The following is a 24,119-nucleotide window of genomic DNA, read 5'->3' as shown; positions in this document are numbered from 1 at the left end:
ATCATTCGAAAAAACACCTCTCGCGTGCAGTTTCTTGGGCCTGGGCGCGAGCGCGTTCCCCTGGTTGATGCCAATAAACGGGAAGCGTTTCCCGACTTTTGGCGCGCACCATGCCGCGTAACGGTTTGCGGCGTCTCCAGGCTGGCGTTCGAAGGCCGAAAGCCAGCGATTGTCGCTCCGATGGCGGACGAAACGGCGCGTGGAGGGCGGCGTGTGGCGCAACGTCAGGTGATAGTGGCGCGTCCACCGCTCGAGTCCGTGCCGTGCCTCCAAAACGCGACGCCTTCGCCCTGGCCCTGGGCGCCCTGCGAAGCCGGCTTCGGCAAGGGAGCGATGCGCCCGGAGCCGCCCTGCCGATCCAGCTGATCGCCTCGGAGCTGCGCCTGTCCACGACCCCGGTGCGGGAGGTCCTGTCGCGTCTGGCCGGCGAACACCTCGTTGAAAAGCAAGGCCCGGTCTACACGCGGCCGCATCTGGACGGTCCGACCCTGGCCGAGCTCTATGCCCTGCGGGCGCTTCTCCTTGAAACCGCCATGACCCCGGACGCCGGACGACGCGCCAGGCGGCGCACCTTCCCCGAGCGCCCCGGGCTGGCCCTTGGCCATGACCTCGCGACGCGGCGCCGGACGCCCGCCGATCTCGTGGCCAACCTGTTCTTCGAGCTGGTCCTGGCGGCCGGCGACCTGATCCTGGCGCAGACCTACCAGTCGACCACCGAGCGCTTGGCGCCGTATCAGCGGTTTGAGGGTCAGGTGCTTCCCGATCTGGACACGGAGGCCTCAAGCCTGATCGGCGCGTTCGAGGCCGACGAACCACGCGCGCTGATCCTGGGCGCCAAGGCCTATCATCGCCGGCGCATCGCCGCGGCCGGGGCGATCTCCAACCTCGCCCTGGGTGAAAAATATCGAGCGGATATGGTTTGAATATCGAACATCCGGGGCGCCCCCTTGAGAGGCCGCGATTGGCGGCGATCTCAAGAAGGAGCCTGTCATGACCCCGATCAACACCGCGTTCCGCCTGCTGCGCTTCGGCTCGGCCAAGACCCTGACCCAGGCCGGCCTGCCGTTCGGCAAGCAGGAGCCCGGCGACATCAGCGACCGCTACGTCTGATCGCCGACGCTGCGCCGCCAGCGTCCGTGACGTCGGCGGCGCCGTGCCTTCACGTCCCTCCCATCAAGGATCTGGTCCAATGACCAAGGTGTTCCAATTCCGCCTTCTGAACCTCGGCTCCGCCAAGGCCCTGACCCAGGCGCAACAGCCGTCCGGCCTGCAGGAAGGCGTCGACATCACCGACTGCTGGGGCTGACCCGGAAGGCCGGGCGTCCCCGTGGCGCCCGGCCCGATTCCACGCGACGACGCCAGGATCAGGGAGTGAGGCGATGAAGGTTTGGCTGGGGGAGCAGGTTCACGCCGCGCAGGTCGAAACCGACGTCGTGATGCTCGACGTCGTTTCGGACGCTTACTTTTGTCTGGTGGGTGCGCGCGACCACCTTCGTCTCGGTCCAGGCCGCCAAGTTGAGGCCAGCCCGCCGCAGGCCGCCGATGACCTGATCGCCGCTGGTTTGCTGACGGCCCAATTGCTGACGGGGGCGGCGTCCAGCGCGTTCGAGCGCAGCGCGCCCGCCGTCACGCGCGGTCTGGAAGGCGAGACCAAGACTGTCACGCCCCGGGCCTTTTTCGACGCGGCCGTCGCCAATCTCCGCGCCGCCAAGGCGATGGCCGAACTTCCCTTTAGTGCGGTCCTGGACCTGGCCGGGCCGCTGGCGCCGAGCGCCTTCGACCCGCCGGACGCCCGCTTGCTGGCGGAGGCCGGGCGGTTTGATCGCCTGTCACCATGGCTGCCCAGGGCGGGTCTGTGCCTGATGCGCAGCCTGCAGCAGCGGCTCTATCTCCAGCGTCGGGGCCATCACGCCGCCTGGGTGTTCGGGGTGCGCACCTGGCCGTTCGAGGCCCATTGCTGGCTTCAGGCCGGGACGGTGGTGCTCGACGATCATGTCGACCACGCCGCTGGCTTCACCCCAATCCTGGTGGTCTGAGCTCATGCGCGACTATCTCGTCATTGAAGTCGATGTTGGCGCCGATCCGTCGGCCTGGCGGACCGCCGAAGCGCGGGTTCTCGAGACCGGCGCCTGGACCAAGGTCGCCGAGCGTCGCCGGTTCTCGATCTTCCTGGAGGCGGAGCGGCCGCCGTCCTACCGGCATCTGCCCAACGTCGCCGGCGGCTTGATCGGCGATGTGTTCGACGCCGACGCCGCCCGCCAAGGTCTTGGGCGGGACTTCGAACTGCTGGGCGTCGGCGGAGACCCCCAGGACATCGCCGCGCGCCTGGTCGGCCGCGCCTTTGGCCGATACGTCGCCATCTTCAGCGACGAACAGGGCGCGGCGCGCGTGCCGCGCGATCCACTGGGCGTGATGGAGGCGATCGGCTGGCGTCGGGGGGCCTTGCGCTTCATCGCCTCGCGCCTGCCCGACCTGCCGGCCCTGTGGCCCGAGACCTTGGCCATCGACTGGGACGGCCTGGCCGCCATCCTGCGCCAGAAGAATCTCGCCAGCCTGATCTGCCCCCTGGTCGGCGTGACCAGCTACCCGCCCGGGGTCCTGGCGGGACCCGATGGCGCGGGGCCGCGCCTGTGGTCGCCGTCGTTCTTCGCGCGCCGGCCCAGGCCCAAGGCCGACCCCGGCGAACTGCGCCACCTCGTTGACGGGGTGACCGCCGCCTGGGCGCTGGGCCGTGAAGGCGTGTTCTGTGAAATCTCCGGAGGCCTGGACTCGGCGATCGTCGCGGCCAGCCTGAAGTCCGTCGGCGCGCCCCTGGTCTACGGCGTCAACCACAGCTTTCCGAGGGACGAGAGCGATGAGCGTCTTTATGCGCGGGCCGTGGCCGAAAAGATCGGCGTCCCCATCGAGGTGGTCGATCGCCAGATGCTGATCATCGCCCCGGAGAAGCTTCGCGGGGCGGCCGGCGGACCGCGTCCCAACTATGTCGGCGGCGATCCCGACCATGACGCCGATCTGGCCGCGCGGCTGTCGGCGCCAGGCGTGGACGCGATGTTCACCGGACGAGGCGGGGACGGGATGCTCTATCAGATGGCTCATCCGAGCCTGGTCCGTGACGTGCTGCGCGGCGCGTCGGCCGGTGGACGGCGGCGCGGCCTGTCGCTGCTGGCCCGGCGCAACGCCACGACGGTGTGGGACCTGCTGCGTCGGGGATTGTCGACCAAGGACCTGACCGCTGGCCTGGGGGTGCAGGCCTTCCTGTCGGACCCCACCGCCGCGGCCGCGACCACGCGACATCCTTGGCTGGAGGAGGCGCGTGGCCTGGCTCCGGCCAAGCAGCTGCAGGTCCTGGCGCTGGTCAACGGCCTCAGTTCGTTCGGCGAGAGCCAGCGGCACCGGGCAGGCGATGTCATCGACCCGCTGATGAGCCAGCCGGTTGTCGAGTTCTGCCTGTCGGTGGCGGCCGGGCGGCTGGCCGTCGGCGACAACGATCGGCCGTTCGCCCGCGCCGCCTTCGCCGACCGCCTGCCGTCCCTGGTGCTGAACCGGCGCGGCAAGGGCGATCTGACGACCTATTTCGCCCAGAGTCTGCGCGGGAGCTTGAAGGCGCTGCGCCCCTACCTGCTCGACGGGCGATTGGCGGCGGCGGGCCTGCTGGATCGCGCGCGGCTCGACGCGGCCTTGAGCCCCGAGCGCCTGGTGTGGACCAACATTTCCTCGGAAGTGTTCGTCATCCTGGCGCTGGAGGCCTGGGCGCGGTGCTGGACCGACCGTCTAGCCGCCGCTGCCGGCGACGGCGCGCGCCAGGCCAGGGCCTCCTGAACTTTCGCCCACCGTGCGGTCGAGAAGCTCCAGAACCCGCTGGAGATAGTCGCGGATATTGCCCGGTGAATAGAAGACGTGACCCTCGCCGCGATAGGTCACGAAGATCGCGTCCTTGTTCTGGCGGTAAAGGGCGCCGAACAGGGCGGCCGACTGGTCCAGGCCCTTGTCGTTGTCGCCGTGGAAGATCGCCACCGGCGCGGTGATCCTGTCGACGAAGGTGATCGGGCTGTTGCGCAGGTAGAGCTGCGGGTCCTTCCAGGGCGGCGCGCCCATGCGCGCCTGGCCGCTCTCCTGCCATCCGGTCGAGGCGAACACCGTCAGTCCGTCCTCGGGAACCGCGTAGACCACGGGCCCCAGGCGCCCATAGGCGCTGGCGAGATTGACGGTTGGGGCGGTCGCGATCACCGCCTTGAACCGGACGCTCTGGGTGGCCGCGGCGATCACGCCGTAGCCGCCATAGCTATGGCCCCAGATCGCCACGCGGTCGGGATCGACCAGGCCCAGGGCGGCGGCGGCGTCGACCGGGGCCAGCATCTGGTCGGCCAGGCCCTCGATCGGCTCGCGACCGGACAGATAGGGCATGGCCGGGACGATGGCGGCGTAGCCGCGCGCGGCCAGGATCTGGGCGTTGACCGTCGGACTGAAGACGCCAGGTCCCTGAGCGCGCGGCGGGCTGGCCGAGGCCGCCCCAGGGTAGGGCAGGACGACCACCGGCGGCCGCGCGCCGGTCGGCAGCCCGGGCGGCAGATAGAGCCAGCTGGTCAAGGCCTTGCCATCGAGGCCCTTGTGACGAATCGCGACCGGCGCGGCGAAATCGACGTCGGCCAGGGCCGCGTTGACCGTGACCAGCGCCTTGGGCCCGTCGGCTGGCGGGATGAGCCGCACCGTCTCCACGCCATGGCGGTCCTGGGCGACCTCGACGCGGACCTTCGGCGCAACGTCGGTGACGCGGACATCGGCGAGCGGCGCGGGCAGGCGCGTTCCGGGCCAGGGCAGGGCCGGACGTGCCGCCGGATCGGCCAGGGCCAGGTCCTTCAGGGCCGGCACGAAATTCTGGTCGCCCCGAAACCCGGCGGGCGCCGGACCGAACGCGCGGACGGAGGCCTGGGTCAGGCCCCAGCTTTGGGCGGACCTGGCGGTGACCCGCCAGACCTGACCCGCCGCCGCCACGGCCCAGACATCGGCGTCGGCGCCGATCGCCCGGCTTTCGGCCGGCAAGCGCGTCGTCAGATTGGTGCGGCGATCGCCGTCCAGGCGCCAGTAGTCGGCGCGGCCGCCGGCCGCCGGGCGGGCGTAGACCACCGGCGCGCCGTCCAGCCAGCCGCCGAGCGGCAGCCCGGCGGTGTCATAGGTTTCGCCGAGCGCGGGTGCGAGGTCGCCCAGGTTCAGCGGCGCGCCGGGCCCGGTCGACGGCATGCGCCAGAAGCGCCCCCGCGAGAAGCCGACCTCGCCCTGGCGGGCAAAGACCAGCAGGTCGCGGCCGTCGTCCGACCAAGCGAGGAACCGAGCCATCAGATCGCAGTCGGGGCAGGGCGTCGTCGCGCGTGCGCTGTCGAGATCGACCATGACCAGACGCTTGACGCTGGCTTCCGAGGCCGGCGTTGTCGGCTCCGCGAGCGGATATTGGATGTCTTCCCCCTCGACGATCGCCGCCGCCGTCCGCCCGTCCGGAGACAGCGACAGGTCGCGTACGTTTCCGGGCGTCAGGATGCGCTGCTCGCCGGTCTTCAACTTGACCTGGACCAGGCCGACCACCGGCGCCTGGGGGCGGAGGCCACGCGACGGGCCGCTGCCCAGGACGCTGGCGCCCAAATCCCCGTGGGCGGTGGCGTCCCACTGCTGGATCAGCCTTTGATGGCCAAAGAACCCGAAGCCCATGATCGGGTCGGGAAAGCCGGAGGGCCGCGCCGCCACCAGCAGCTCGTCATCCGACCGCCAGACCACGCTCGGCCCCCAGACCTCCTGGCGAGGACTGAGGCCCAACCATCGGGCCTGGCCGCTCTCCAGGTCGACGACGCCCAGCTCGTAGTCATGGCCGGTCAGCCGCGCCACCGCCAGCCGCCGCCCGCCCGGCGAGACGCCCAAGGCGGTGTAGCCAGGACCCTCCGGCAGGTCGAGCCGGCGCTCGACGCCGCCTTGGGCGACGTCGAACACCTGGATCCGGCCCAAGCCCAGCTTGGTGTTGAAATCCAGGTCGTAGCGCGGGGCGCGGTCCCAGCGCGCGGTGCGCTGGACCACCAGCCAGCGGTGGCTTGGATCCAGCTTGGCCGAGACGAGCTGCTCGACCGCAAGCAGGCGATCGACCGTGTAGGGGGCGGCCCGTGCCCCGAGGGGCAGGGCGAGGGGAGCGATCAGCGCGCAGCCGACCGCGAGCGCCGCGAAGCGTCGCATGGGTGTGGTCTCCGGATGGGAAGGGGTGTTGGGGGGCTTGAGCCCCCGCCTACCAGGCCTTGGTCAGGGTCAGGCTGATCACACGGCCGAGCGGGTCGGCGTTGACCGGGTCGTAGCCGACCGCCAGCGGGTTGTCGTAGAAGGGCGGATCCTGATCGAACAGGTTCTGGACGTTCAGCGTCACCGCCAAGCCGTCAACCGCCAGGATCTTGCCTTGCCAGCGCCCCTGCAAGTCGAAGGTCGTCCAGGGATGGACCCGCCGGCCGGTGTCGGCGTAGCTGTCGCCGACATGGTTGAGCCCGGTGGTCACCGACACGGGGCCATGGATCCAGGTCGCCGAGACCCGGCCGCGCAGGTCGGCCGGATAGCCGGCCTGGCCAGCCAGTTCGGTGTGGGCCGAGGTCGGGGTCAGTTTGCGCTTGTAGTGGGTCAGCCACGACAGGCTGGCGTTGAGCACCAGCGGGTCGCCGCGAAGGCTCGTCCTATAGCCGGCGGTGGCGTCCAGGCCCTCGACCTCGAGGCTGCCGGTGTTGACCTCGCGGGCGTCGATGATCGCGCCATAGGTGTCGACGTCGTAGGCGTTGGTTCCCGACGCATTGGGGTCGGCGATCACCGCCAGGACCTTTGCGCGGTCGGCGGGATTGGTCGCCGGGCTGACGCGGGTGCGGAACGCGGCATATTCGTCCGAGGTCAGGGCCTGGTTGATCACCACCGGCTGGCCGACCCGGTTCTTGAACAGGGTCCGGTAGACGTTGAGGCCGACGGTCAGCTCGGGCGCGGCGGCCGGGCTGTAGCTGAGCCCCGCCGTCCACGACGTGGCGGTCTCCGGCTTGAGGTCGGGATTGCCGCCCTGATAGACGAGGGCCGGCAACAGGCCGCCCTGATAGGTCACCGGGATCGGGGTGATCGTGTAGGGCAGATGCAGCTCGTAGAGCGACGGCGCCCGGAATGACGTGCCGTAGCTGGCCTTGAAGGTCAGGGTTTTGCTGGGCGCCCAGATCAACCCGACCTTGGGATTGCGGGTCGAGCCGGTGTCGTCATAGTCCTCGATCCGTCCGGCCAGCGACAGCTCCAGGCGTTCGACCAGGGGCAGGGCGTTGTCGGGGCCGACCAGGGGCGCGTTCAGCTCGGCATAGACGGCCTTGACGTCGCGGCTGTAGCGGGTCGTGGCCTTCTCGAAGGGCGCGGACCCCGACAGCAGCCGCGCGCCGCCCGTGCGCACTTCCTCGCGGCGAACCTGGCCGCCGACCGCCAGCCGCAGCGTGCCGCCGGGCAGTCGCAGGAGCGGGCCCTCGAAGTCGAGATTGGCCGACTTGAACTCGCTGCGGGTCTTGGTCAGGTCCCAACCCGACAGGATGAAGTCGAGCACGGCGGCCGGGTTGGAATAGCCCGCCCCGATATAGGGGTTGAAATAGCCGTCCCGGGCGGCGCTGAACGACGTCAGCGGATTGTCGGCGGTGAGGCCCGCGGCCTCGCTGAGGTTGGTGGCGTTGATCTGGCCGCGCGTGCGGCTGATCCCCAGTTCCTGGGCGTAGGTCCCCGACAGGTCGGCGGTCCAGTCCCCCAGTCGGGTCTTGGCGCCGAGCGCCGCGCCCAGGCTCTCCGAGGTGCCCCAGTTCTTCACCCCGCCGCGCTCGTTCAGGAACGAATAGGCGATCCGTTCGGACGCCTGGCCGGTGGGCGAGACATAGTAGGGGTTGGCCGCGTTGAGGATCAGTGCGGTGGTCGGCGCCACGTTGCGCGCGAAGATCTCGCGATGGGCGAACCGGAAATCCCCCGACAGCTCCACCGGGCCGGCGGACTGGGCGACCGAGACCACCGCGCTGTGGCGGCTGGAGCGCGGGATCACGTCATAGGCCGCTTTCTGGTTCTGATAGTTGACCGTGCCGAGGATGAAATCGCTCGGCTTCAGGCCCACGCCGTTCTGGCCGGCCGGAACAGCGTAGGTCGAGACATAGGCGCCCGCCGAATTGAGCCGCAGGATGTTGGCGGGTTGGGCCGCGACGGCGCTGCGTCGGTCCGTGCCGCCCCAAGGGCGCAGGTCGGCGTTGCCGGTGTAGTCCCGGTCCAGGCCGTGCAGGGCGTCGTTGCGGGTGTACTCGTAGGCGGCCAGGATGTGGCCGCCGGACCAGGTCTTGCCGAACGCCTGGCTGGCCAGGTACCGCGCGTAGCCGCCCTGGGTCGCCGCGCCGGTCGAAAGCCGGGTCTCGCCGCCGTCGAGGTCCGTGCGCAGGCGCATGTCGACCACCCCGCCGACGGCGTCGGAGCCATAAAGCGCCGAGGCCCCGTCCAGCAGCACCTCGACCCGACCGATGGCGGCGTACGGAATGGACGAGATGTCGGAGAAGTCGCCATAGAGGCCCGCGCCGGCCAGGCGCTTGCCGTTGAACAGCACCAGCGTGGCGTCCGCGCCGAGGCCCCGCAGGTCCACGCCCGTGCCGCGCATGGTGTTGTTGAAGTTGGAATCGGCCCCGGTGGCCAGGCTGTCCTCGCTGGCGCTTCCGCCCGAGGCCTGCGGCAGGGAGGTCAGGGCTTCGGCGACACTGGCGTAGCCGGCCCGGTCGATCTCCTCACGGCCTAGGACGACGACCGGTGAGGCGGTGTCCTTGACGCCTCGGATGCGGCTGCCGACCACGACCTCCGACAGCATCGTGGCGCTGTCGCTCGCCTGGACGGGCGGGGCCGCCGTTAAGGGTTCAGGCGTTGGCGAGGCCAGCAGATCCGATGCGGGCGACGCGATGGCCGAGGTCGGCGTCAGGCCGGCGCGCGGCCGGATGACCAGCAAGGACGGGCCGGCGCGTTGCGCCTCCAGGTCGCTGCCCGCCAGCAGGCGGGCGAGCGCCGCCTCGACGCTGAAGGCGCCGTCGAGCGCGGGGGCCTGGCGACCCTCCACCGCCCGGCTGGCGAAGATGATCTGGACGCCGGTCTGGCGGCCCAGTTCCAGCAAGGCGTCTTTCAGCGGCCCCTTCGGCGTGCGCACCGCCACGGCGGGCGACTGCGCCGACGGCGCCTGGGCGGCGTGGACGTGACCGGCGACGCCGGTGGTCAGGGCCAGAAGAGAAAGGCCCAAGAGGCCCCGACGAAGCGACTCAACCATGACGGCGATAATCCCCCAAGGGCGCGCCGGGTTCGCCAAGGTGACGAACGCTTTTTCTCGGGCGCCTACAGTGGAGACCCGCCAGGGGGCGGCTGACCTTACCGGCCTGTGAAAAAAATATGACGGTGGTCGGCGAACGCCGAAAGTCGACGTGAACCGGCGCCGTCCACGCAGGGCGCGTGGACGCTCTGGGCGTGGAATCGAAAAGGGATCAGGACTCCGGCGCGACCGGCGCGGCGACAGGCCGCTCCAGGCCGGTCAGCTCGATCGTGCCGTCGGCGCGGATGGCGCTCTTCAGGTCCAGCAGCTTGCTGACGCCGTCGACGAAGGCGGTGGTGTCGCCGGCATTGAAGATCGCCGTCACCCGCTCGTCGGCCGGGGCGCCCGGACCCAGCGCCACCTTCTTGCGGCTGTAGCGGTTGGCCTCGGCCACCGCTTGGGCCAGCGGCGTGTCCTGGAAGGTCAGGCGTCCGTCCGTCCAGCCGGTGGCGGCGGCGACATCGACGGCGACGGGCCGGGCAGGGGCTTTGCCGCCCACGTCCAGGCGGGTCCCGGCGCGCATCATCGTCGGGGAGGGGGCGTTGCCTTGCGTCACCTGCACCTTGCCCTCGGCCAGGGTGACCCGCACCACCGCGCCGGTCCTGTAGACTTCGAACCGGGTGCCCACCGCCCGCACGGCGGTGTCGCCGGCCGTGACGATGAACGGGCGCGCGGCGTCGTGGGCCACGGCGAACAAGGCCTGGCCCTTGTCCAGGCTGATCGCGCGCCGCTCCCGCGTCAGCCGCACCCGGACGACGCTGTCGGTGTTGAGATCGATCGTCGAGCCGTCGGCCAGGGCCACCAGCCGGTGTTCGCCCACGCCCGTGCGGTAGGTCTGGCCGAAGGGATGGACGAGGGTCACGGCGCCGACCACCACCGCGGCCGCCACGGCCATGCCGGTGATCCACGGCGTGGCGCCGCGCCGCAGCCACGCGAGCGGGGCCGAGGCGGCGCGGCGATCATTGGCCGCCTGGGCGATCGCCTGTAGCCGAGGATCGCCGGCATGGACGCGCACCCCGGCGGTCAGGGCTTCGATTCGGCCATAGGCCGCGTCGTTGAGGCTGTCCTCGCGCCAGGCGTAGAAGTCCGTCACCTCGCGGTGGCTGATCCTCGGACCGCGCATCTTGGCGTACCAGGCGGCGGCCTCGTCGCGCGCGCGCTGCTGCTGCTCGCGCGTCGGCGCGCTGGGCTGGGCCTGCGTGGGGTTCCGGGTCCGGTTATCGCTCATGGCGTGATCCGCCTAGCTCCCGATGAACGCATCGCATCTGGCGACCGCCTGCCTCATTCGCTTTTCCACCGCGCCGAGCGAGATCCCGCACGTCCGCGCGATCTCCTCGTAGCTTTTGCCTTCGACGTGCGCCTGAACGAAAACATCGCGCAACTTTGACGGTAAGGCGAGCAGCATCTCCGCAAAAATGGCCGCCGCGTCCTGGTCGCCCTCGGTGGTACGCCGGTCAAGGCAAGGATCCTGGGGATCGGTGACGTGCTCCCAGGCCGCTTTGCGGTGGCGGTTGGACGCCAGGTTCAGGGCGATGCGCATCAGCAGCGACCGAGGGCGGCGGATCGGGGCCGAGGGGACGTAGGCATGCACCCGCAGATAAGTGTCCTGGGCGATGTCGGCGGCGTCCTCGCGGCCATAGCGCAGGGTCAGCACCGAGGTCAGCCAGGCGCGATGGCGCAGGTACTCAGCGGCCAGGGGCGGGGCCGGCGGGGCAGGGGGCGGGTCGTCGTCGGGGACGATGATCTGAGCGTTGAGCGGGGGCATAAGCCGCATTCCAAGCCGATGGGGGCGGGACGGAATCCGGATCGAGCCGTGCCCGCGTGGACGTCGCGGACGCACGACGATATTTTTCCACTTTACTCATAGTCTATTCACTGTCCAGCATCGACCGTGCGCCTTCACGGCATGGATTTTCTAGCCGTGGTGGGAGCGAACGTTCGCGCCCTGCGGGAGGCGAGGGGCCTTCCGCAGGACGAACTCGCACACTTGGCAGGTATCCACGTGACCTATCTTTCAGGTGTTGAGACAGGCAAAAGAAATATCAGCATGAACGTGCTTGAGCGCCTAGCCCTCGCTCTTAGGGTGCCAGAGACCGATTTAGTGATCCGACGGTAGCCGGCGGATCGTTCAAAAGGGTCCTGCAGCTTTTATTCCCACTTTACTCATAGTCTATTCCGCATTGCGCTCGGATAGCGCGCCATCGGAGCATGGATCTCCGAGTGGTCGTAGGGGCGAATATTCGCGCCGTGCGGGAGGCGCGTGGCGTCCCGCAGGACGAGCTCGCCCATATCGCCGAGATTCATACGACGTATCTGTCTGGCATCGAAAACGGGAAGCGCAACATTAGCTTGCGGGTCCTCGAGCGACTGGCCGCCGCGTTGGCAGTGACCGAGGCGGAGCTTGTCCGGCGCAAGGACCGCTAGTCAGAGCTGGGCGTCTCGCGCGCTGCGCGCGCGACCGCGCTCTACGGCGCCGGACGCGGCAAGCCGCGCCGGCCGCCGCCGAGCCCGCTGCGCGGTCTCGGCCCATTCGGGTGACGATCGCTGACGCGGCCGGCCGGAACACTGATCGTCACGACTTAGGCTGTTCATGACTCATTGCTGAACTTGGGAAGGTCCGCTCGTTGGCGGCCGGTGGCGCCGGCCTTGCGATGAGCAGGGAGGTTCGTTGCTAATTTAGGCGTTTGGCCGTGCGAGCTCTTGTGGTCAGAAGTCCCGGAGGGGCAGGCGGCCCCAGCAGTCGTTGAGTGACCGAGCTTGTATCCAGTCTCCTATTGGTTAAGTTTCCGACTCGAACCACCTCGACGCGCGATTGTCGGCGCCTCCTAGTGTGATCCCTCAAGAGCGCAGATGGTACATCAGTCGGACTATGATGATTGGTTCGCTCTATCGGGCAGCCCTCAGGACCCGGGTCTCCATTTCATTGGGGCCTTTGATCGCCGAATTACCTTCTATTCCCAGCAGGTTCGGGCCCTGCGCTTTGCACACGCTCTAGCCCAACCTGGCCGCTTCAAGTCGACCGACCACGTCGCAGTGGTTGGCGCGGGCGCCGCCGGCGTAACAGCCGCCCTAGCGTTGGCGCTGCTTGGTTATGAGGTGGCCTTGTACGATCCGGCGACGTCGATCCTACAGCTGCAGAGCGCGTCGCCGCGGCTGCTGCACCCCCACATCTACGAGTGGCCTGCGTTGGGATCGCTAGGGGACCGCGCCGGGCTGCCTATTCTCGACTGGTCTGCGAACAACGGCGGTGTTGTCTGCGCCCAACTGAAGGCGGACTTCGCGGCAGCGGAGACGCGTTTGAATACCCTCGTGTTCCACCCGGAACACCGCTTGACCGCTGTCGAGAAGGAGGGGGCGAGATGGCGCCTCACACTTCAATCGAACAATGGCGCCATTGGGCGCACCTTCGATCGCGTAGTTCTGGCGATGGGTTTCGGCGATGAGATTCCTTGCGGCACGGCGGTTCCCCTTCACTACTGGAAGCAGAACTCCACGGGATCGGCGGCGGCGGAGGCCATTAGCCCAGCCACCTATATTGTCAGCGGAAACGGAGATGGTGGGCTGACCGACCTCCTCAATCTGCTGATCGAGGACTTTGAACACGTCGCCTTTACCCGCGGGTTCCTGGATTATTTTCAAGACGACGCCTTGCGCGCCGGCACGAACGCGGCGTGTACCGGCGTCCTCTCCGGCGCCGATCTTGAACCGGCCTTCACGACACATTTGCTGCCGCTATTGACGGATCGAAGCGTCATCGATCGCTTGGGGCGCCGCCTTCGCACCGACCGGCAAGTGACAATTAACAGCGTTGGCCCGCTCTTGGCAGCGGGTCAGGCGGCGCAGCTCAATCAGGTCATGGCGTTCGCCGTGCTTGAGGCGGCCCGGTCGGCCGGTCGGCCGGTTGCGCGGAGCGCCGGGAAGGTCACAGACGTGACGGGGCACGCGGGGCATTTCCAGTTGGAGGGGGTTTCGGTCTCCGGCAAGCCCCTGACGGCGTCGTTCCAGACCGTCATTCTCAGGCACGGCCCCAACCGCAACCTGCGCTATCAGCCAGCCGGCGACCATTTGGGGGCCTATCGCCTCCATGTCACCGATCTTCTAAAGGCCAAACCCGAACTGGCCGCGCCGCCGGTTCTCGCCGCAGAGACTTACGATCTGTTCCAAGATCTGCGCATCAACCACCTCGAAGATCACGCCGCGCGGCCGGCCCTGAAAGCGACCGTTTCCGCCGAGCGGGCTATCTTGACCCTGGGCGTCGATCCCGCGGCCCACGTGGCAACCGAACAGGGGAGCCGAAGCCTGCTCGATGTCGCCGATCAGTGCGAACGCCTTACGACGACTTTTACCGTGCAGTTCAACGCACCGCCCAAGGATACGCCGCAATGGGCCAATATCGCCCGGCTGGCCCTGGCAAGCAGCGGGCGGATCTTGCTCTCAGCGAGTCCAGAGACAGTCGCGGACTGGCGCACGGTGGTGCCGAACATCGCTTCGGCGACGTCAGCGGTGCTGTCGCATTGGCATCCCGCTCCGTCCAACGTGGCAGGCCTCAGCCAAGCCGTTGACAGCTGCCTGCTCCGTCTACTGGACGGTGCCCTCCAACTCGCGTTGACGAGCCACTCCTGCGCGACTCTGGGCCCAATTCATGCGACGATCGCGACGGCGATCGGCCCAACTTGGGCCGCTTGGAAGGTGGCGCTTGCGGCCAACCCGCAGCTCCTGGCCGATTTCTTGCGCTGGCTGGCCAACGTCGAGCAGCGTGAACCGACGCCATGGAGCGGTGACCATGCTCACCTTCCGCAGCTTGCGGCCGCGCTGCTGATGATCCTGGCGACCCACCACGGCGAGCCCCTCGCGCCGGCCCTGGTTGAGCGCGGTAATCTGATGTTCGGTCATGGTGCCGTGGCGCTCGGATCGGGCTGTCAGTGGGTGGGCCATCAACCGATCGCGGTCTGGACCCACCCCGACCAGTGGGATGTCGACGCCCTCATCTTGTCGGGCTCAGCCGAGGTTGAGGTTATGGATGTGCCCGGACGGGTGTTGGATGCGGGCGCGCCGACGACAGGCATTGCGGCGGCCCGGCGGGTGCGGCCGGTGGTGATCCGGAACGACAAGGTTTGGCGCGCTCGGCTGGCTGAGGGCATGATCGCTTGGCAAGGTGCCGTGACGGCGGAGTTCGAAGCCCTTCGCGCCCGGCAGGATCAAGAACTGGCGGAGCTGCCCCAATGACGGCCAACCTTTTCGCCGACAAGCTCCTGGCGTCCGCCATGGCCCTCGAGTGGCCTGCTAGTGTAGAGGCGACGTTCTCTGCGCGAAGCTTTCGGGGGCGGCTCGATCCCGCGGAAGTGTTGCTGCCCGACGGCGTAGTCGGTCTTCGCCTGGGCGCCTATCCCGTTCTGGTCGCGCCCATCGTCCTGGAAGGTAGCGAGCAGATGCAAACGTCGCTCCGAGCTCTCCACAACCAGATGGTGATAGCCCGTTCCTACATGCGCGCAGAAGAGGTCGTTAATGCCCACATCATGCTCTATGTGACGGCGACGGACTCATCGTCCGACTGGCGAGGCGTCATCGACTATGCGGAGCGCGACGAGTCCGTCAGCCGGAAGGTGATCTGGATGCCCGACACGAAGGATATCGAGACCTCCTATCGCAACTTCATCGCTCGGACGTTCCTCGCCCAGCCCTGGAGGTCTCACGCCGCGGTCTTGGACGCACCTCTAGACCACAACCAGGGCCTAGCGGAGCGCATCCTGGTACGCCATGGCCTTTCAAAGGCTGCGGCGGATCGTTGGGTCGCCCTCGCGGAGGCGTATAAAGATGACCCGGATGGCCTCATTCCGCAGCTGATTGAAGCCCGGAAGGACCCTGAATGACGGCGCTCTATCTGCAACAGATCGCGCTTCGACAGTTTCGGAGCTTCGCGAGTCTTGATGTCGCACTGGCGCCGGAGCCGGGCGTGCTCATCGTCCACGGTAGCAACGGCCTGGGAAAATCCTCTCTATTTGACGCTCTTGAATGGGCTTTTGCCGACCGGATCGACCACTTCCGCGACGCCGTTGGTGCCAATAAGCCTGGAACCTATCTGTGTCGATGGCGCGAGGGAGCGCCGGGCCCGACCAGCGCAGCAATGACGTTCTCGGACGGGAGCCACATCGAACGCAGTCTGCTGAACGCCAAGGCGACGAGCTCCACCCTCGGCGGGAACGTTCCAGACATAACGGACTTTCTCCGGGCACCGGACTGGCAGCAAAGCATCTCGGGTCTCGAACGCTATCTGTTGCTAACCCATTTCCTCGGCCAATCGACTCTCTCGCGTCTCACCAATCGCAGCGCCACCGAACGGTTCGACATCCTGAAGGAAGCTGCCCAGAGCACCTCGATCCAGGCCATCGCCAACGCGCTTCACGGTCAGGGCAACACCACGGTGGTGCGCGCCTATGCACGACGAACCGAACAGCTCGAGCGCGACATTAAAAGTGTCGATGATCTGTTTGAGCAGGAAGCGGCGCTTTGGATCGACGCGCAAGCGGCCGGATCGCTCGATGAGGCGGCCGCTTTGGGCGAGGCGCGACGGCTATCGGCGGAGCTAGCGAACGCGTGGATTGGTGTTCCGCCAAACACGCAAGTTCCGAGCGTCGATCCCGAACCGACCTTAGAGCAGTTGCAGGCAATCGCCGACGCGATCGAGGCGACCTGCCTGACCATTGAAGGCCGGGTCGATACGGCTCGCAGGCTATACGCCGCGCGGCAGCGCCATTTAGCCGAACTCGGAGAGATCTCGGCGTCTAAAGCCGCAGCCGACACCCGTCTGGCTGCGTTGAGCGGGGCGTTGGAGCAGGCGCGTTCTGAGAGCGAGACGCGCCGCCACGCGCTCACCGGTGCGCAGGAAACCTTGGCACTCGCCCTGACCGCTCGCGGCCAACTACAGGCCCTGCGTGACGCGCGTGACCTCGCGACCCGGATCGCGACGGAAATGGAGATCGTTGCTTCTACGCTGGTCTCGAGTACGGCGGCGACCGCCGCCGCCGAACGCCGTGTCGCGGCAGAGGCGCGCCGGCGAGACATCTCTCAGCGCTTGTCCGCAGAGCTCGATCGAGCGGGCAAAGAGTACGATGGCGCGCGGCAGGCCCTGGCGACAATTGATGAGACTCTGGAGCTCGACGAGCGATTGCAGCAGCAAGTCGCTGCGCTTGCTGCGCTTGAAGCCGCCGACCCAAGGATCGATCAAGCGGTGCAGTCCGCTGACTTGGAGTGGAAAGCGGCAGTAGAACGTGCCGCCTTGCAAACATCTATCGTCGAAGGGCTGCGCGACGCCGTCGACAGCCTGTCGGCCGCTATCACCTCGATCGCCGCCAACCTTCCGGCAGACGCATGCGACTGTCCGCTCTGCGCGACATCGTTTGGAACCGCCCCTGAACTCCAGGCTCGGATTTCGAGCGCGGCCGGCCGTCTCGCGCCGAACCTGCTTGTGCAAGAGGAAGCGCTTCAGAGCCTGACGGCTGGCCGGGAGGCGGCGAGCCTAGCCGTTCAACGTCTGAGGCGAGCTCAGACGGCGATTCATGCAGCGCGTGAAGCGGTGGCCTCAGCGCGCGAGCAGCGGGCGCGTCTCTTAGCGCGACTTGACGCTGCTACAACTATAACCCCTGACGCGCTCGTCGCGGCGCGCGCGCGGGCGCTTTCAGAGCTCCGCGCCTTGGACGCGCGCCGAGGTAGAAAACAGCGCTGGCTCAAACGCCTCGCGGCTGACGGCGCGGTCAGCAGCGATCATAGCCGGGCGGTGCGCGAGCGCGACGTCGCGCAGCGCGCGGAGGCGGCCGCTCGCCGGGCCGCAGACCTCGCCGCCGCCAGACTAGACAGCGCGCGAGCGGAGGCGGCGAATGCCGAGGCCGCAGTCAAGCCCGGCGAAGCGATAAATGCCGATCAGCTCGCCGCGAAGCTTGGAGAGGCAGAAACCTCTGTCGAGCGAGCGCAGGAACGGGTGGGGCTCGCCAATGAGGCCTTAGCTGCTGCTGAGGGCATCACCGCCGGTCTTGACGCCGAGAACGCGGCGTTACACGCGCGTCAAGTAGAGCTGTCGGGGCGTAAAGCGAACCTAGACATCGAAAACGAAAAACTGGTTCGCCGTTGGGTCGATCTATCAAGCTTCGGCTCCCAACCGGGGCTCGACGTTATCGCTCAGGTGGAGGATCGGCTTTCGGCGTCCCGGTCAGTGGTCAGGGCGTCGCTGGGCAAGTTGTCGCGTCTGCGTGAGGGACGTCTGGCGTGGTCACGTCAGCTCACTCACCGCGGAGTTTTCGAACATTTGCGCGCCTCGGTCGACGCGCCACCAAGCGCGCTGCGTGAAGAGGTGCGCGACGCGGCCCTCGCGTTTCGAGCCCAGCTGGCAGCGCAGTTAGAGGATGTGCGGCAAGTCAAGGAGACAGCCCGGGCGGCGAGCGCCGACATTACAACGGAACTCGACAGCTTCAACGCCGAATACATCAAGCCGCTGAGCTTCCTGATGGCTCAAATCAACCAGGCAATCCTTTGCGATCCGCGCATCGGGATCGATCTGCACGTAAAGCGCAAGAAGATCGAGCAGAGCGCGGTCAAGCGCGGCGAAGTACCTAAGGCGCTCGGAGAAATTGATCCGGTGCTCGTTCACAGCGAGGGGCAAATGGCCGCGTTGGCCGTCAGCATGTTGACGGCCGCCAGCCTCACGTTCCCCTGGTCTCGCTGGAAGGCCCTCGTGCTCGACGATCCCTTGCAACACAATGACTCGATCCATGCGGCCGCTTTCGCCGACCTGATGGGCAATCTTGTCAGCGCGGAGGGCTACCAGGTCTTTCTGTCGACCCATGATGTCGGCCAAGCGGAGTTCCTTCAGCGGAAATTCCGCTCGCGCCGCATTCCCTGCACGACCTTGAACCTGCTGGGCATTGGCAAGGAAGGAGTCGAATGGACTCTCCAGTCGTCTTTGCCTGGCAAATCTCACGCGGCGTCAGCCTGACACGCGACGATCGACAAGCATCCTGCATCTTTCTGCAATGGAGTGGCGCACGTGCGGCCGATCGACTGTCGCACCTACCGCGAGGACAAAAGTCGCGACACAATTGAGGGGGGAGTGGCCACACCTATCAGCTCCCTGCGCTGTCCGAGTCCGCTATTGCTAAAGCGCAGCTGAGCAGCCGGACGTGCCAGCTCGTCGGGCGGGCCGAACACTAAGGCTCTCGAGACCGCGATCGCATGCAATGAGGTACGACCCTCTGTGACGTAGCTTGATGATAGAACGATCGAAGGCGGCGCAGCCATGGCAGTGCTTTCTAGGCGCTCCGTCCTATCGGATCGTGGGAGATAGACGGTCGGACGCGGCATTTCGGAGGGGACATGGACGACCGCATTGACCTTCAGGATTTCCTCGGACTTCCGGGGATGTTCGAAATGCAACGGCACATGAGCCGCGTCGCCCCCGACGAAGCGAGCGAGGCGGCCGTCCTGACGCAAATGGATCCCGTGCGAGCCGCGACAATATTTGGCGCGCTGTTGACGGCTCCCGAGTTGCAGAGCAACTGCGCGCGACTGGAAATGCTCGTCCATCAGGCACTGGCGCTTGGGAAGGGCAGCAAGAAGCCCTCCGAAACCTGGCTCGCGTCGCGTTTCCGCAAGATCGGCGAAGGCAGAGTCGGCCGCCTTGAGGATCCGGCCGAGGACGTTTTCGTCAGCCTGATCTGCACCTCGCGGGGAGACTTTCGAATTCTTGAGGGGATATGGGAGGGCGCGGGCTTCTACCTCCAGCGGTTCGTCAACGTGGTCGAAGGCATGCCCGAGGGCGCGCCCTATGATGAACTGCGCGTCGCGATCTTCTCCCTTTTGCGGCTTTCCGATCTGGTCTGCGAACGATCTAAGCTATGGCGCAATCAGTTGGGATCGGCGTACCCGCAGGACACGATTCCAAGGTCCGTCCTGAGCCGCGCCGCCTCGCTCCAGCGGCGGGTGCGGTTCACCCTGGACGAGCTTCGCTCTGCCGGTGTCTCGCTCAGGGGCCTTGCACCTTTTGCGTTCCGTCAGGATGGCCGCGAGGAGCTGCTGAACCAGAAACTCGGACATACGGATCTTGAGCGGCGGCCGCTCGTCATCAAAGGCCAAGAGGTCTTCTTTGTCCTGCCCACAGCCGCCAGCGCCGCCATCCGACGGTTCTTGCTCGAAAGGCTTGACGCCCTGGGAGCGCGAGAAACGTTTCTGGCTGCACTGGGCCGGGACTATCTCGCACTCATCGAGTCGATGCCGTTGCTAGGCGGCCGCATGGGCGCGCGCCTGCACTTCCATCGCGGCGAGCGTTTCGCGCTCGCCGGCGGCACGATCGAAGCCGATCAGGGCCGCTATTTGAATCTCGTTCTACTCTTGGACACGCTCGAAGGCATCGAGACGACGGGCCTTATCGACCCCAACCCCGATCCAGGGCAAGTCACCGACGTGCTTCAGACCTGGATCGGGAACGCGTATCGCCAGGCACAGCACGATCCCAATTTCGTCGATGGTTTGACGGTCATTGTCGGTTGCGGTGTCGGCCGGGCGGCCGCGCACGCCTTGCCGGATCCCGCCGCCCGCAACTGGCGGCTGGAGTTCCTATCCGCGCCCGAGCTTTGTACCCTAAGCTGGGCGCACGGTTTCAGCCCGTTGTCATTGTGGCGGCTGCTGGACGGTCAAGAGGCGCTCGAACGCGGCGGCGTGGCCTTGCAAAGCATCAACGGGCTTTTGAACCTCGTGGCCTGGTCAAGGTCCCTGGGCGGCCACCTCGTGCCCCATGGGCAATTGCCGGACGATTTCGGTGGGGGAGACCATGCCGACACGTTGATGGTGCCTCAGAACCTCCTGCGCGATCTTCGCCATGAGGTGGCGATGGACTTCGACGTCCACGTCCGCGCCGATGTCACCGGCCGCCAGCTGACCGTGCGCTGGCAAAAGGACAGGATTTTCGCCGAGGACGACGCCGAGCGTGTCTATGTCAGCGACGAAGACCGCGAACGACGCGGATCGGCTGGTGTCTTCATCACGCCGGCGCGGGACTGGTGGTTTGACATCCTCGTCCCCGATGATCTGCCCGCGACCCCGGCTCACGACTACTGGCTGATGCTGCGGATGTGGATCGTCAGGGCAGCGCCGGTTCTCGATCGGTGCTTCCCGGGCCTTGGAACGTCTTCCTTACTGATCGAAGGCGACTTCACCGATTGCATGCGGAATGGTGAGGCACGTCCCGCGCCACTCAACTATCCTCAGGTCCGAGCGGGACTGGTCGTCACGGCCGATCTAGAGCGACGCACCGTCGTGATCAAGGCGTCCGAGGCGTTCGAGCGCGGTGGCTTTCATGTCGACAATATAGCTGAGCAAGCCCTGGTGGCAGCTATCGCCGTAGGCGTCGCGGGCCTGGCCGGCGAAACCCTCGACGCGGCTGCCGAGCGCCAGCTCGTCGACGAGATCTGCCCCGACCCAAAGGCGCGTCATCGCCACACCTTCGCGGTGGCGACCTTCCTCGACCAGGTTCGCGCCGATATTCCCAAAGTCACGGTGCGCGTGGATCGCGATGACGACGCCCTGCTGCGTCTTGGCCTGGGCTGGCGAGCCCATGAGCGCTCCGAAGGAGCCTGGATCCGCGGCAAGGCTGACGCCATGCGGTTCCTCAATCGCACGGTGCGGCTCCTCGAAGAGGAGTTGTGCGCGGATCTACGCCACTTTGGCCGAGAGGCCCTGATCCGGGCGCTGCTCTATAATCACGAAGCCGCGGCCGCCGAAGGCCAGCGTTGGGGACGGACTGCGGCCGCCATATTGGCGTTGCGCAAGGACAAGGACGCGGTTCGCGACGTCATCAGCAAGGAGGTTTCCGAACGGGCCGAGGTTTCGCAGACTTCGCGCTCGCTCGTAGAGCTGGCGCTCTGCGAGGCGCCGCTGGAGGGGCGTGCGCCCGGCGCGCTCGACCTTTCCCGCCTAATGGCCAAGATGGGGTTGATCCTCGTCGCTAGCGGCTGGTCGGGCGCGATCCGCTGGGACGTGATGGAGCCGACGCTAAAGATCTCGCCGCTGGGCGACGTCCTAGCCAAGCTGGACTTCGTCGAGGAGATCTTGGCGCCGTTCGCGCGGGCCTTCAGCGACGTGTCGGTCGACGCCTCGGTCGCCAAATACGCCAAGAATCTTGAAGAGGCGGACATCACCCCGGCTGTCGAGCACCTGTTCGAAGGCAAGTTCACGACTGCTCTGGCCGAGGAGCTTGGGGCGCCGATCGACGCCTATCGACAGTTCGTTGACTGGCTGGAAAATCGGGCCATCGACGCGGGTAAGGCTGTGCTGAAGATGAAGAAGAGCCAACTCTTGCTGGCCCCAGGCGACGCACGGGGACGATTGCGCCCTGAGCACATGCCCGCCATTCTCTCGACGCTGACCCTAACGCCCCGCGCCGGGTGGCGCTCGCCGGACAACGACATCGATCCGCGCGACCTGGAGATCTGGCGCTTTCGCCGGCGTTTAAGCGTCCTGCGCCGGCCCCTCCTGCAAATAGACGACACTGACGATCCCAGCTTCCTGATCTCGCCTGGTCTGGCGCGTCAGGGCTTTGGCTATACGCTCGGCAGTTTCTATGACGGTAGCTTCCCCAGCTGGCAGTTGGGCAAGGCGATGACCTCGTGGGCGGCCGTGACTGCGGACAAGCGAGGCAAGGCGTTTTCGGTGTCTATCGGCGAGTTGCTCACTGCCAACGGCTGGCAGATCGCAGAGCCAGATCTCAAGATCACCAAGCTCTTGCGCAAGGGTTTCGAGCGCGACCATGGCGACGTCGATGTCCTCGCCTGGCGCCCCGCGGATCGACGTGTGCTGATCATCGAGTGCAAAGATCTACAGTTCAAGAAGAACCTCGGAGAGATCGCCGAACAACTGGCCGACTTCCGGGGCGAGATGACCCAAGACGGCAAGCGCGACTATCTGCGCAAGCATCTCGATCGTATCGAGCTTCTCGACCAGCACCACGCGGAGATCGCGCGTTTCATCGGGTGGGACGTCGTCGATAAGCTCGAAAGCCACCTCGTTTTCAAGAACCCGGTGCCCATGCAGTTCGCCCTGGACCGCCTGCGCGAGCAGGTGACGGTCAGTACCGCTAAGACGCTGCTCTCCACGTTGGAGGAGGGCGGGTAGGCTTTGTGAATGTCTTTTTTCTGGATCGAAACCAACGACTGCTGTTGGCGCGACGAGCCTGGATCTGTTGCTTGAGATGAAACACGCGGATCTTCTGGAAGCTCGACTACTACGTACTTCAGAAGAAAGGCGCGTTCAGGGAGTGGCGCATTATTTTCTCCCGGATGAGATCTGCGAATACCTCATGGCTCTGCAGGGCTGCCAGTTCTGCCCGGGTCAGGACCAGAACATTGACCTTGCGGACCCGCGCGGCCTGGATGACGGCGTGTGCGTGACTGTCCCGCTGGCCGCTGCCTGTGATGCCATTAGCGGCGACAAGCACGGCCCAGCTGAGCTGCACGTCCTCCATCTTGGCGACGAAGTTGCGCACCTCGGCACTGCCAATAGGATTACCGGTGTTCTTGCACTCGATCACCATCGCCGGCTCGGCGAAGGGGAAGGGGCTCAAACGTATGTCATTGTGGAAGCAGACGTCGAACTCGGCGTCGCCCAGGTTGGTGACATGCCGGCTCTTCCAGTGCGAGAAGCCAGGCAGGCCGCGTCACTCCGCGCCCAGGCCTCGGCGATCGTGGCAATGTAGCCCGGATCCGGATCCATCCCGGTTACTCGAACCCGTGCACTGCGCGATTACGCGCCTGGGTGACGGTGCGGATGAGGCGTCCCTCAAGGATGAGGTGCTCAAATGAGAGGAGGCCCACCCGCACGATGACCGGGTTGAGTTCGACCAGCGTCAACGGCAGGACAGGGTTGTCTTCGATCAGCAGGGCCATTCCCGCGCTGGCCTCACGCGCGTAGTCGCGCAGGCCGTTGAGCTTTCGGGCGAACTCGTTTGGCTCCAGTCTTCGGGTGACTTCGACCAAAACCGGGTTGATCGTGGTCGAGACGGGATCGGCAAGCCAGATGGCGAAGTCGGGTCTGTAGCTCGTGTTTCCGGGCGCGGGCCGATAAGGGTCCTGCGCCACGCCCGCTATCTCGGGCGAACGGTCGAAGAGGTCGAGCAGGCGCTGTTCCAAGGCCGACTGCGGATAGATCGAACGCGATTTCTGAGAGCTGGACTTCGGCTTAAGCGGGGCAGTCTGCGGCGGCAGGAAAACCGCGTGAGGTGCTTTCTCCACCCCATCCAGAAAGGCCGGAATATGGAAGCGCAAGGCCGCTGCATCGGTGATCTTGGTGCGCACTCGCGGCAACATTGCCAGAGTAGGCTCGTTCTCGAACGCTGGGGAGGACGCGCCGTCGACCGCCACCAGCAGCACCGGAAGCCCTCGACCCAGTGCATATCCGGTCTCGACCAACAGGTTCGAAGACACCCAGGGATCGACAACGATCACTGCGTCGGCGCGCGCGATCAAATCGGGTGCCCCCCGGCGTGAACTGGCGACTGCGTCCTCTTCTGAATTCAGAACGCGCCAGCCGCTCTGGACGATGACCTCGGCCAGGGCGCTGAGCTTGGCGCCTATTGGCGCGATGATGAAGCAGGCCCTCTCGGTCATGCCTCGGTTCTACTTCGGACGGTGAAGGTTGTCGCTGTCGATGAAACCGTCCAATTGAACGTCTGCTTCCGGAGGCACAAATGTCGCCTGTTGACGCTGCTTTAGGAATCCTCAAAGTCCGCCAT

At 66.6% G+C, this 24,119-nt stretch carries 15 protein-coding genes; 9 read left to right on the top strand and 6 right to left on the bottom strand.

Annotated elements, in window-relative coordinates:
• Positions 1 to 263 precede the first annotated feature (263 nt).
• The 3 genes from CSW62_RS15025 to CSW62_RS15015 all read left to right on the top strand — a co-directional run bounded on the left by CSW62_RS15025 (position 264) and on the right by CSW62_RS15015 (position 3,819).
• Positions 264 to 923, top strand: a complete 660-nt coding sequence (locus CSW62_RS15025; RefSeq protein ID WP_099579119.1) for a GntR family transcriptional regulator — start codon at positions 264 to 266, stop codon at positions 921 to 923.
• 456 nt (positions 924 to 1,379) lie between these two features.
• Positions 1,380 to 2,036, top strand: a complete 657-nt coding sequence (locus CSW62_RS15020; RefSeq protein WP_099579117.1) for a lasso peptide biosynthesis B2 protein — start codon at positions 1,380 to 1,382, stop codon at positions 2,034 to 2,036.
• Positions 2,037 to 2,040: 4 nt separating this feature from the next.
• Positions 2,041 to 3,819: an asparagine synthase-related protein gene (locus CSW62_RS15015; RefSeq protein ID WP_099579115.1), complete on the top strand. Its 1,779-nt coding sequence runs from the start codon at positions 2,041 to 2,043 to the stop codon at positions 3,817 to 3,819.
• Here the strand turns inward: CSW62_RS15015 and CSW62_RS15010 are convergent.
• The 4 genes from CSW62_RS15010 to CSW62_RS14995 all read right to left on the bottom strand — a co-directional run bounded on the left by CSW62_RS15010 (position 3,772) and on the right by CSW62_RS14995 (position 11,114).
• Positions 3,772 to 6,213: a prolyl oligopeptidase family serine peptidase gene (locus CSW62_RS15010; RefSeq protein WP_099579113.1), complete on the bottom strand. Its 2,442-nt coding sequence runs from the start codon at positions 6,211 to 6,213 to the stop codon at positions 3,772 to 3,774. The two genes, CSW62_RS15015 and CSW62_RS15010, sit on opposite strands and share 48 nt — an antisense overlap.
• A gap of 49 nt (positions 6,214 to 6,262) precedes the next feature.
• The gene (locus CSW62_RS15005) at positions 6,263 to 9,310 is read right to left on the bottom strand and encodes a TonB-dependent receptor (RefSeq protein ID WP_099579111.1); all 3,048 of its coding nucleotides are present in this window, start codon (positions 9,308 to 9,310) and stop codon (positions 6,263 to 6,265) included.
• A 211-nt stretch (positions 9,311 to 9,521) separates the two neighbouring features.
• Entirely contained in the window at positions 9,522 to 10,577 is a 1,056-nt protein-coding gene (locus CSW62_RS15000; protein WP_099579109.1) for a FecR domain-containing protein, read from the bottom strand.
• Between the two features lie 12 nt (positions 10,578 to 10,589).
• Positions 10,590 to 11,114 (bottom strand): RNA polymerase sigma factor, encoded by a 525-nt coding sequence (locus CSW62_RS14995; RefSeq protein ID WP_099579107.1) that lies wholly within the window; start codon positions 11,112 to 11,114, stop codon positions 10,590 to 10,592.
• A gap of 141 nt (positions 11,115 to 11,255) precedes the next feature.
• Between CSW62_RS14995 and CSW62_RS14990 the strand changes: the two genes are divergently transcribed.
• The 6 genes from CSW62_RS14990 (at position 11,256) to CSW62_RS14965 (ending at position 22,504) form a co-directional block, all read left to right on the top strand.
• A complete protein-coding gene (locus CSW62_RS14990) occupies positions 11,256 to 11,465 on the top strand; it encodes a helix-turn-helix domain-containing protein (RefSeq protein ID WP_099579105.1) in 210 nt (69 codons plus the stop codon).
• 92 nt (positions 11,466 to 11,557) lie between these two features.
• Positions 11,558 to 11,773, top strand: a complete 216-nt coding sequence (locus CSW62_RS14985; RefSeq protein ID WP_099579103.1) for a helix-turn-helix domain-containing protein — start codon at positions 11,558 to 11,560, stop codon at positions 11,771 to 11,773.
• A 426-nt stretch (positions 11,774 to 12,199) separates the two neighbouring features.
• Positions 12,200 to 14,575, top strand: a complete 2,376-nt coding sequence (locus tag CSW62_RS14980) for an ABC-three component system protein (protein ID WP_099579101.1) — start codon at positions 12,200 to 12,202, stop codon at positions 14,573 to 14,575.
• Complete coding sequence (locus CSW62_RS14975; RefSeq protein ID WP_099579099.1) at positions 14,572 to 15,219, top strand: ABC-three component system middle component 1; 648 nt, start codon at positions 14,572 to 14,574, stop codon at positions 15,217 to 15,219. Before CSW62_RS14980 ends, CSW62_RS14975 begins: the two co-directional genes overlap by 4 nt.
• Positions 15,216 to 18,335 (top strand): AAA family ATPase, encoded by a 3,120-nt coding sequence (locus CSW62_RS14970; protein ID WP_099579097.1) that lies wholly within the window; start codon positions 15,216 to 15,218, stop codon positions 18,333 to 18,335. The genes CSW62_RS14975 and CSW62_RS14970 overlap by 4 nt, the downstream gene beginning before the upstream one ends.
• A gap of 377 nt (positions 18,336 to 18,712) precedes the next feature.
• Positions 18,713 to 22,504, top strand: coding sequence for a hypothetical protein (locus CSW62_RS14965; protein WP_099579095.1), 3,792 nt, complete (start codon positions 18,713 to 18,715; stop codon positions 22,502 to 22,504).
• Positions 22,505 to 22,622: 118 nt separating this feature from the next.
• Here CSW62_RS14965 and CSW62_RS14960 read toward each other — a convergent pair whose 3' ends face one another.
• Together CSW62_RS14960 and CSW62_RS14955 are read right to left on the bottom strand one after the other, a co-directional pair.
• A complete protein-coding gene (locus tag CSW62_RS14960) occupies positions 22,623 to 22,997 on the bottom strand; it encodes a restriction endonuclease (protein ID WP_369827550.1) in 375 nt (124 codons plus the stop codon).
• A gap of 109 nt (positions 22,998 to 23,106) precedes the next feature.
• Positions 23,107 to 23,994, bottom strand: coding sequence for a hypothetical protein (locus CSW62_RS14955; RefSeq protein WP_099579091.1), 888 nt, complete (start codon positions 23,992 to 23,994; stop codon positions 23,107 to 23,109).
• Positions 23,995 to 24,119: the final 125 nt, after the last annotated feature.

The sequence above is a fragment of the Caulobacter sp. FWC2 genome (genome assembly GCF_002742625.1).
In the GTDB taxonomy this organism is placed as follows: domain Bacteria; phylum Pseudomonadota; class Alphaproteobacteria; order Caulobacterales; family Caulobacteraceae; genus Caulobacter.
The sequence above is the reverse complement of the archived record's forward strand: the minus strand, read 5'-3'. Positions and strand labels throughout refer to the sequence as shown.

Excerpts from the sequence above, each read along its gene's own strand:
- CSW62_RS14975 (WP_099579099.1), top strand. The coding sequence starts at position 14,572 with ATGACGGCCAACCTTTTCGCCGACAAGCTCCTGGCGTCCGCCATGGCC.
- CSW62_RS14965 (WP_099579095.1), top strand. The coding sequence starts at position 18,713 with ATGGACGACCGCATTGACCTTCAGGATTTCCTCGGACTTCCGGGGATG.
- CSW62_RS14985 (WP_099579103.1), top strand. The coding sequence starts at position 11,558 with ATGGATCTCCGAGTGGTCGTAGGGGCGAATATTCGCGCCGTGCGGGAG.
- CSW62_RS14990 (WP_099579105.1), top strand. The coding sequence starts at position 11,256 with ATGGATTTTCTAGCCGTGGTGGGAGCGAACGTTCGCGCCCTGCGGGAG.
- CSW62_RS14970 (WP_099579097.1), top strand. The coding sequence starts at position 15,216 with ATGACGGCGCTCTATCTGCAACAGATCGCGCTTCGACAGTTTCGGAGC.
- CSW62_RS15015 (WP_099579115.1), top strand. The coding sequence starts at position 2,041 with ATGCGCGACTATCTCGTCATTGAAGTCGATGTTGGCGCCGATCCGTCG.
- CSW62_RS15005 (WP_099579111.1), bottom strand. The coding sequence starts at position 9,310 with ATGGTTGAGTCGCTTCGTCGGGGCCTCTTGGGCCTTTCTCTTCTGGCC.
- CSW62_RS15020 (WP_099579117.1), top strand. The coding sequence starts at position 1,380 with ATGAAGGTTTGGCTGGGGGAGCAGGTTCACGCCGCGCAGGTCGAAACC.
- CSW62_RS15000 (WP_099579109.1), bottom strand. The coding sequence starts at position 10,577 with ATGAGCGATAACCGGACCCGGAACCCCACGCAGGCCCAGCCCAGCGCG.
- CSW62_RS14980 (WP_099579101.1), top strand. The coding sequence starts at position 12,200 with ATGGTACATCAGTCGGACTATGATGATTGGTTCGCTCTATCGGGCAGC.
- CSW62_RS14995 (WP_099579107.1), bottom strand. The coding sequence starts at position 11,114 with ATGCCCCCGCTCAACGCTCAGATCATCGTCCCCGACGACGACCCGCCC.
- CSW62_RS15010 (WP_099579113.1), bottom strand. The coding sequence starts at position 6,213 with ATGCGACGCTTCGCGGCGCTCGCGGTCGGCTGCGCGCTGATCGCTCCC.
- CSW62_RS14955 (WP_099579091.1), bottom strand. The coding sequence starts at position 23,994 with ATGACCGAGAGGGCCTGCTTCATCATCGCGCCAATAGGCGCCAAGCTC.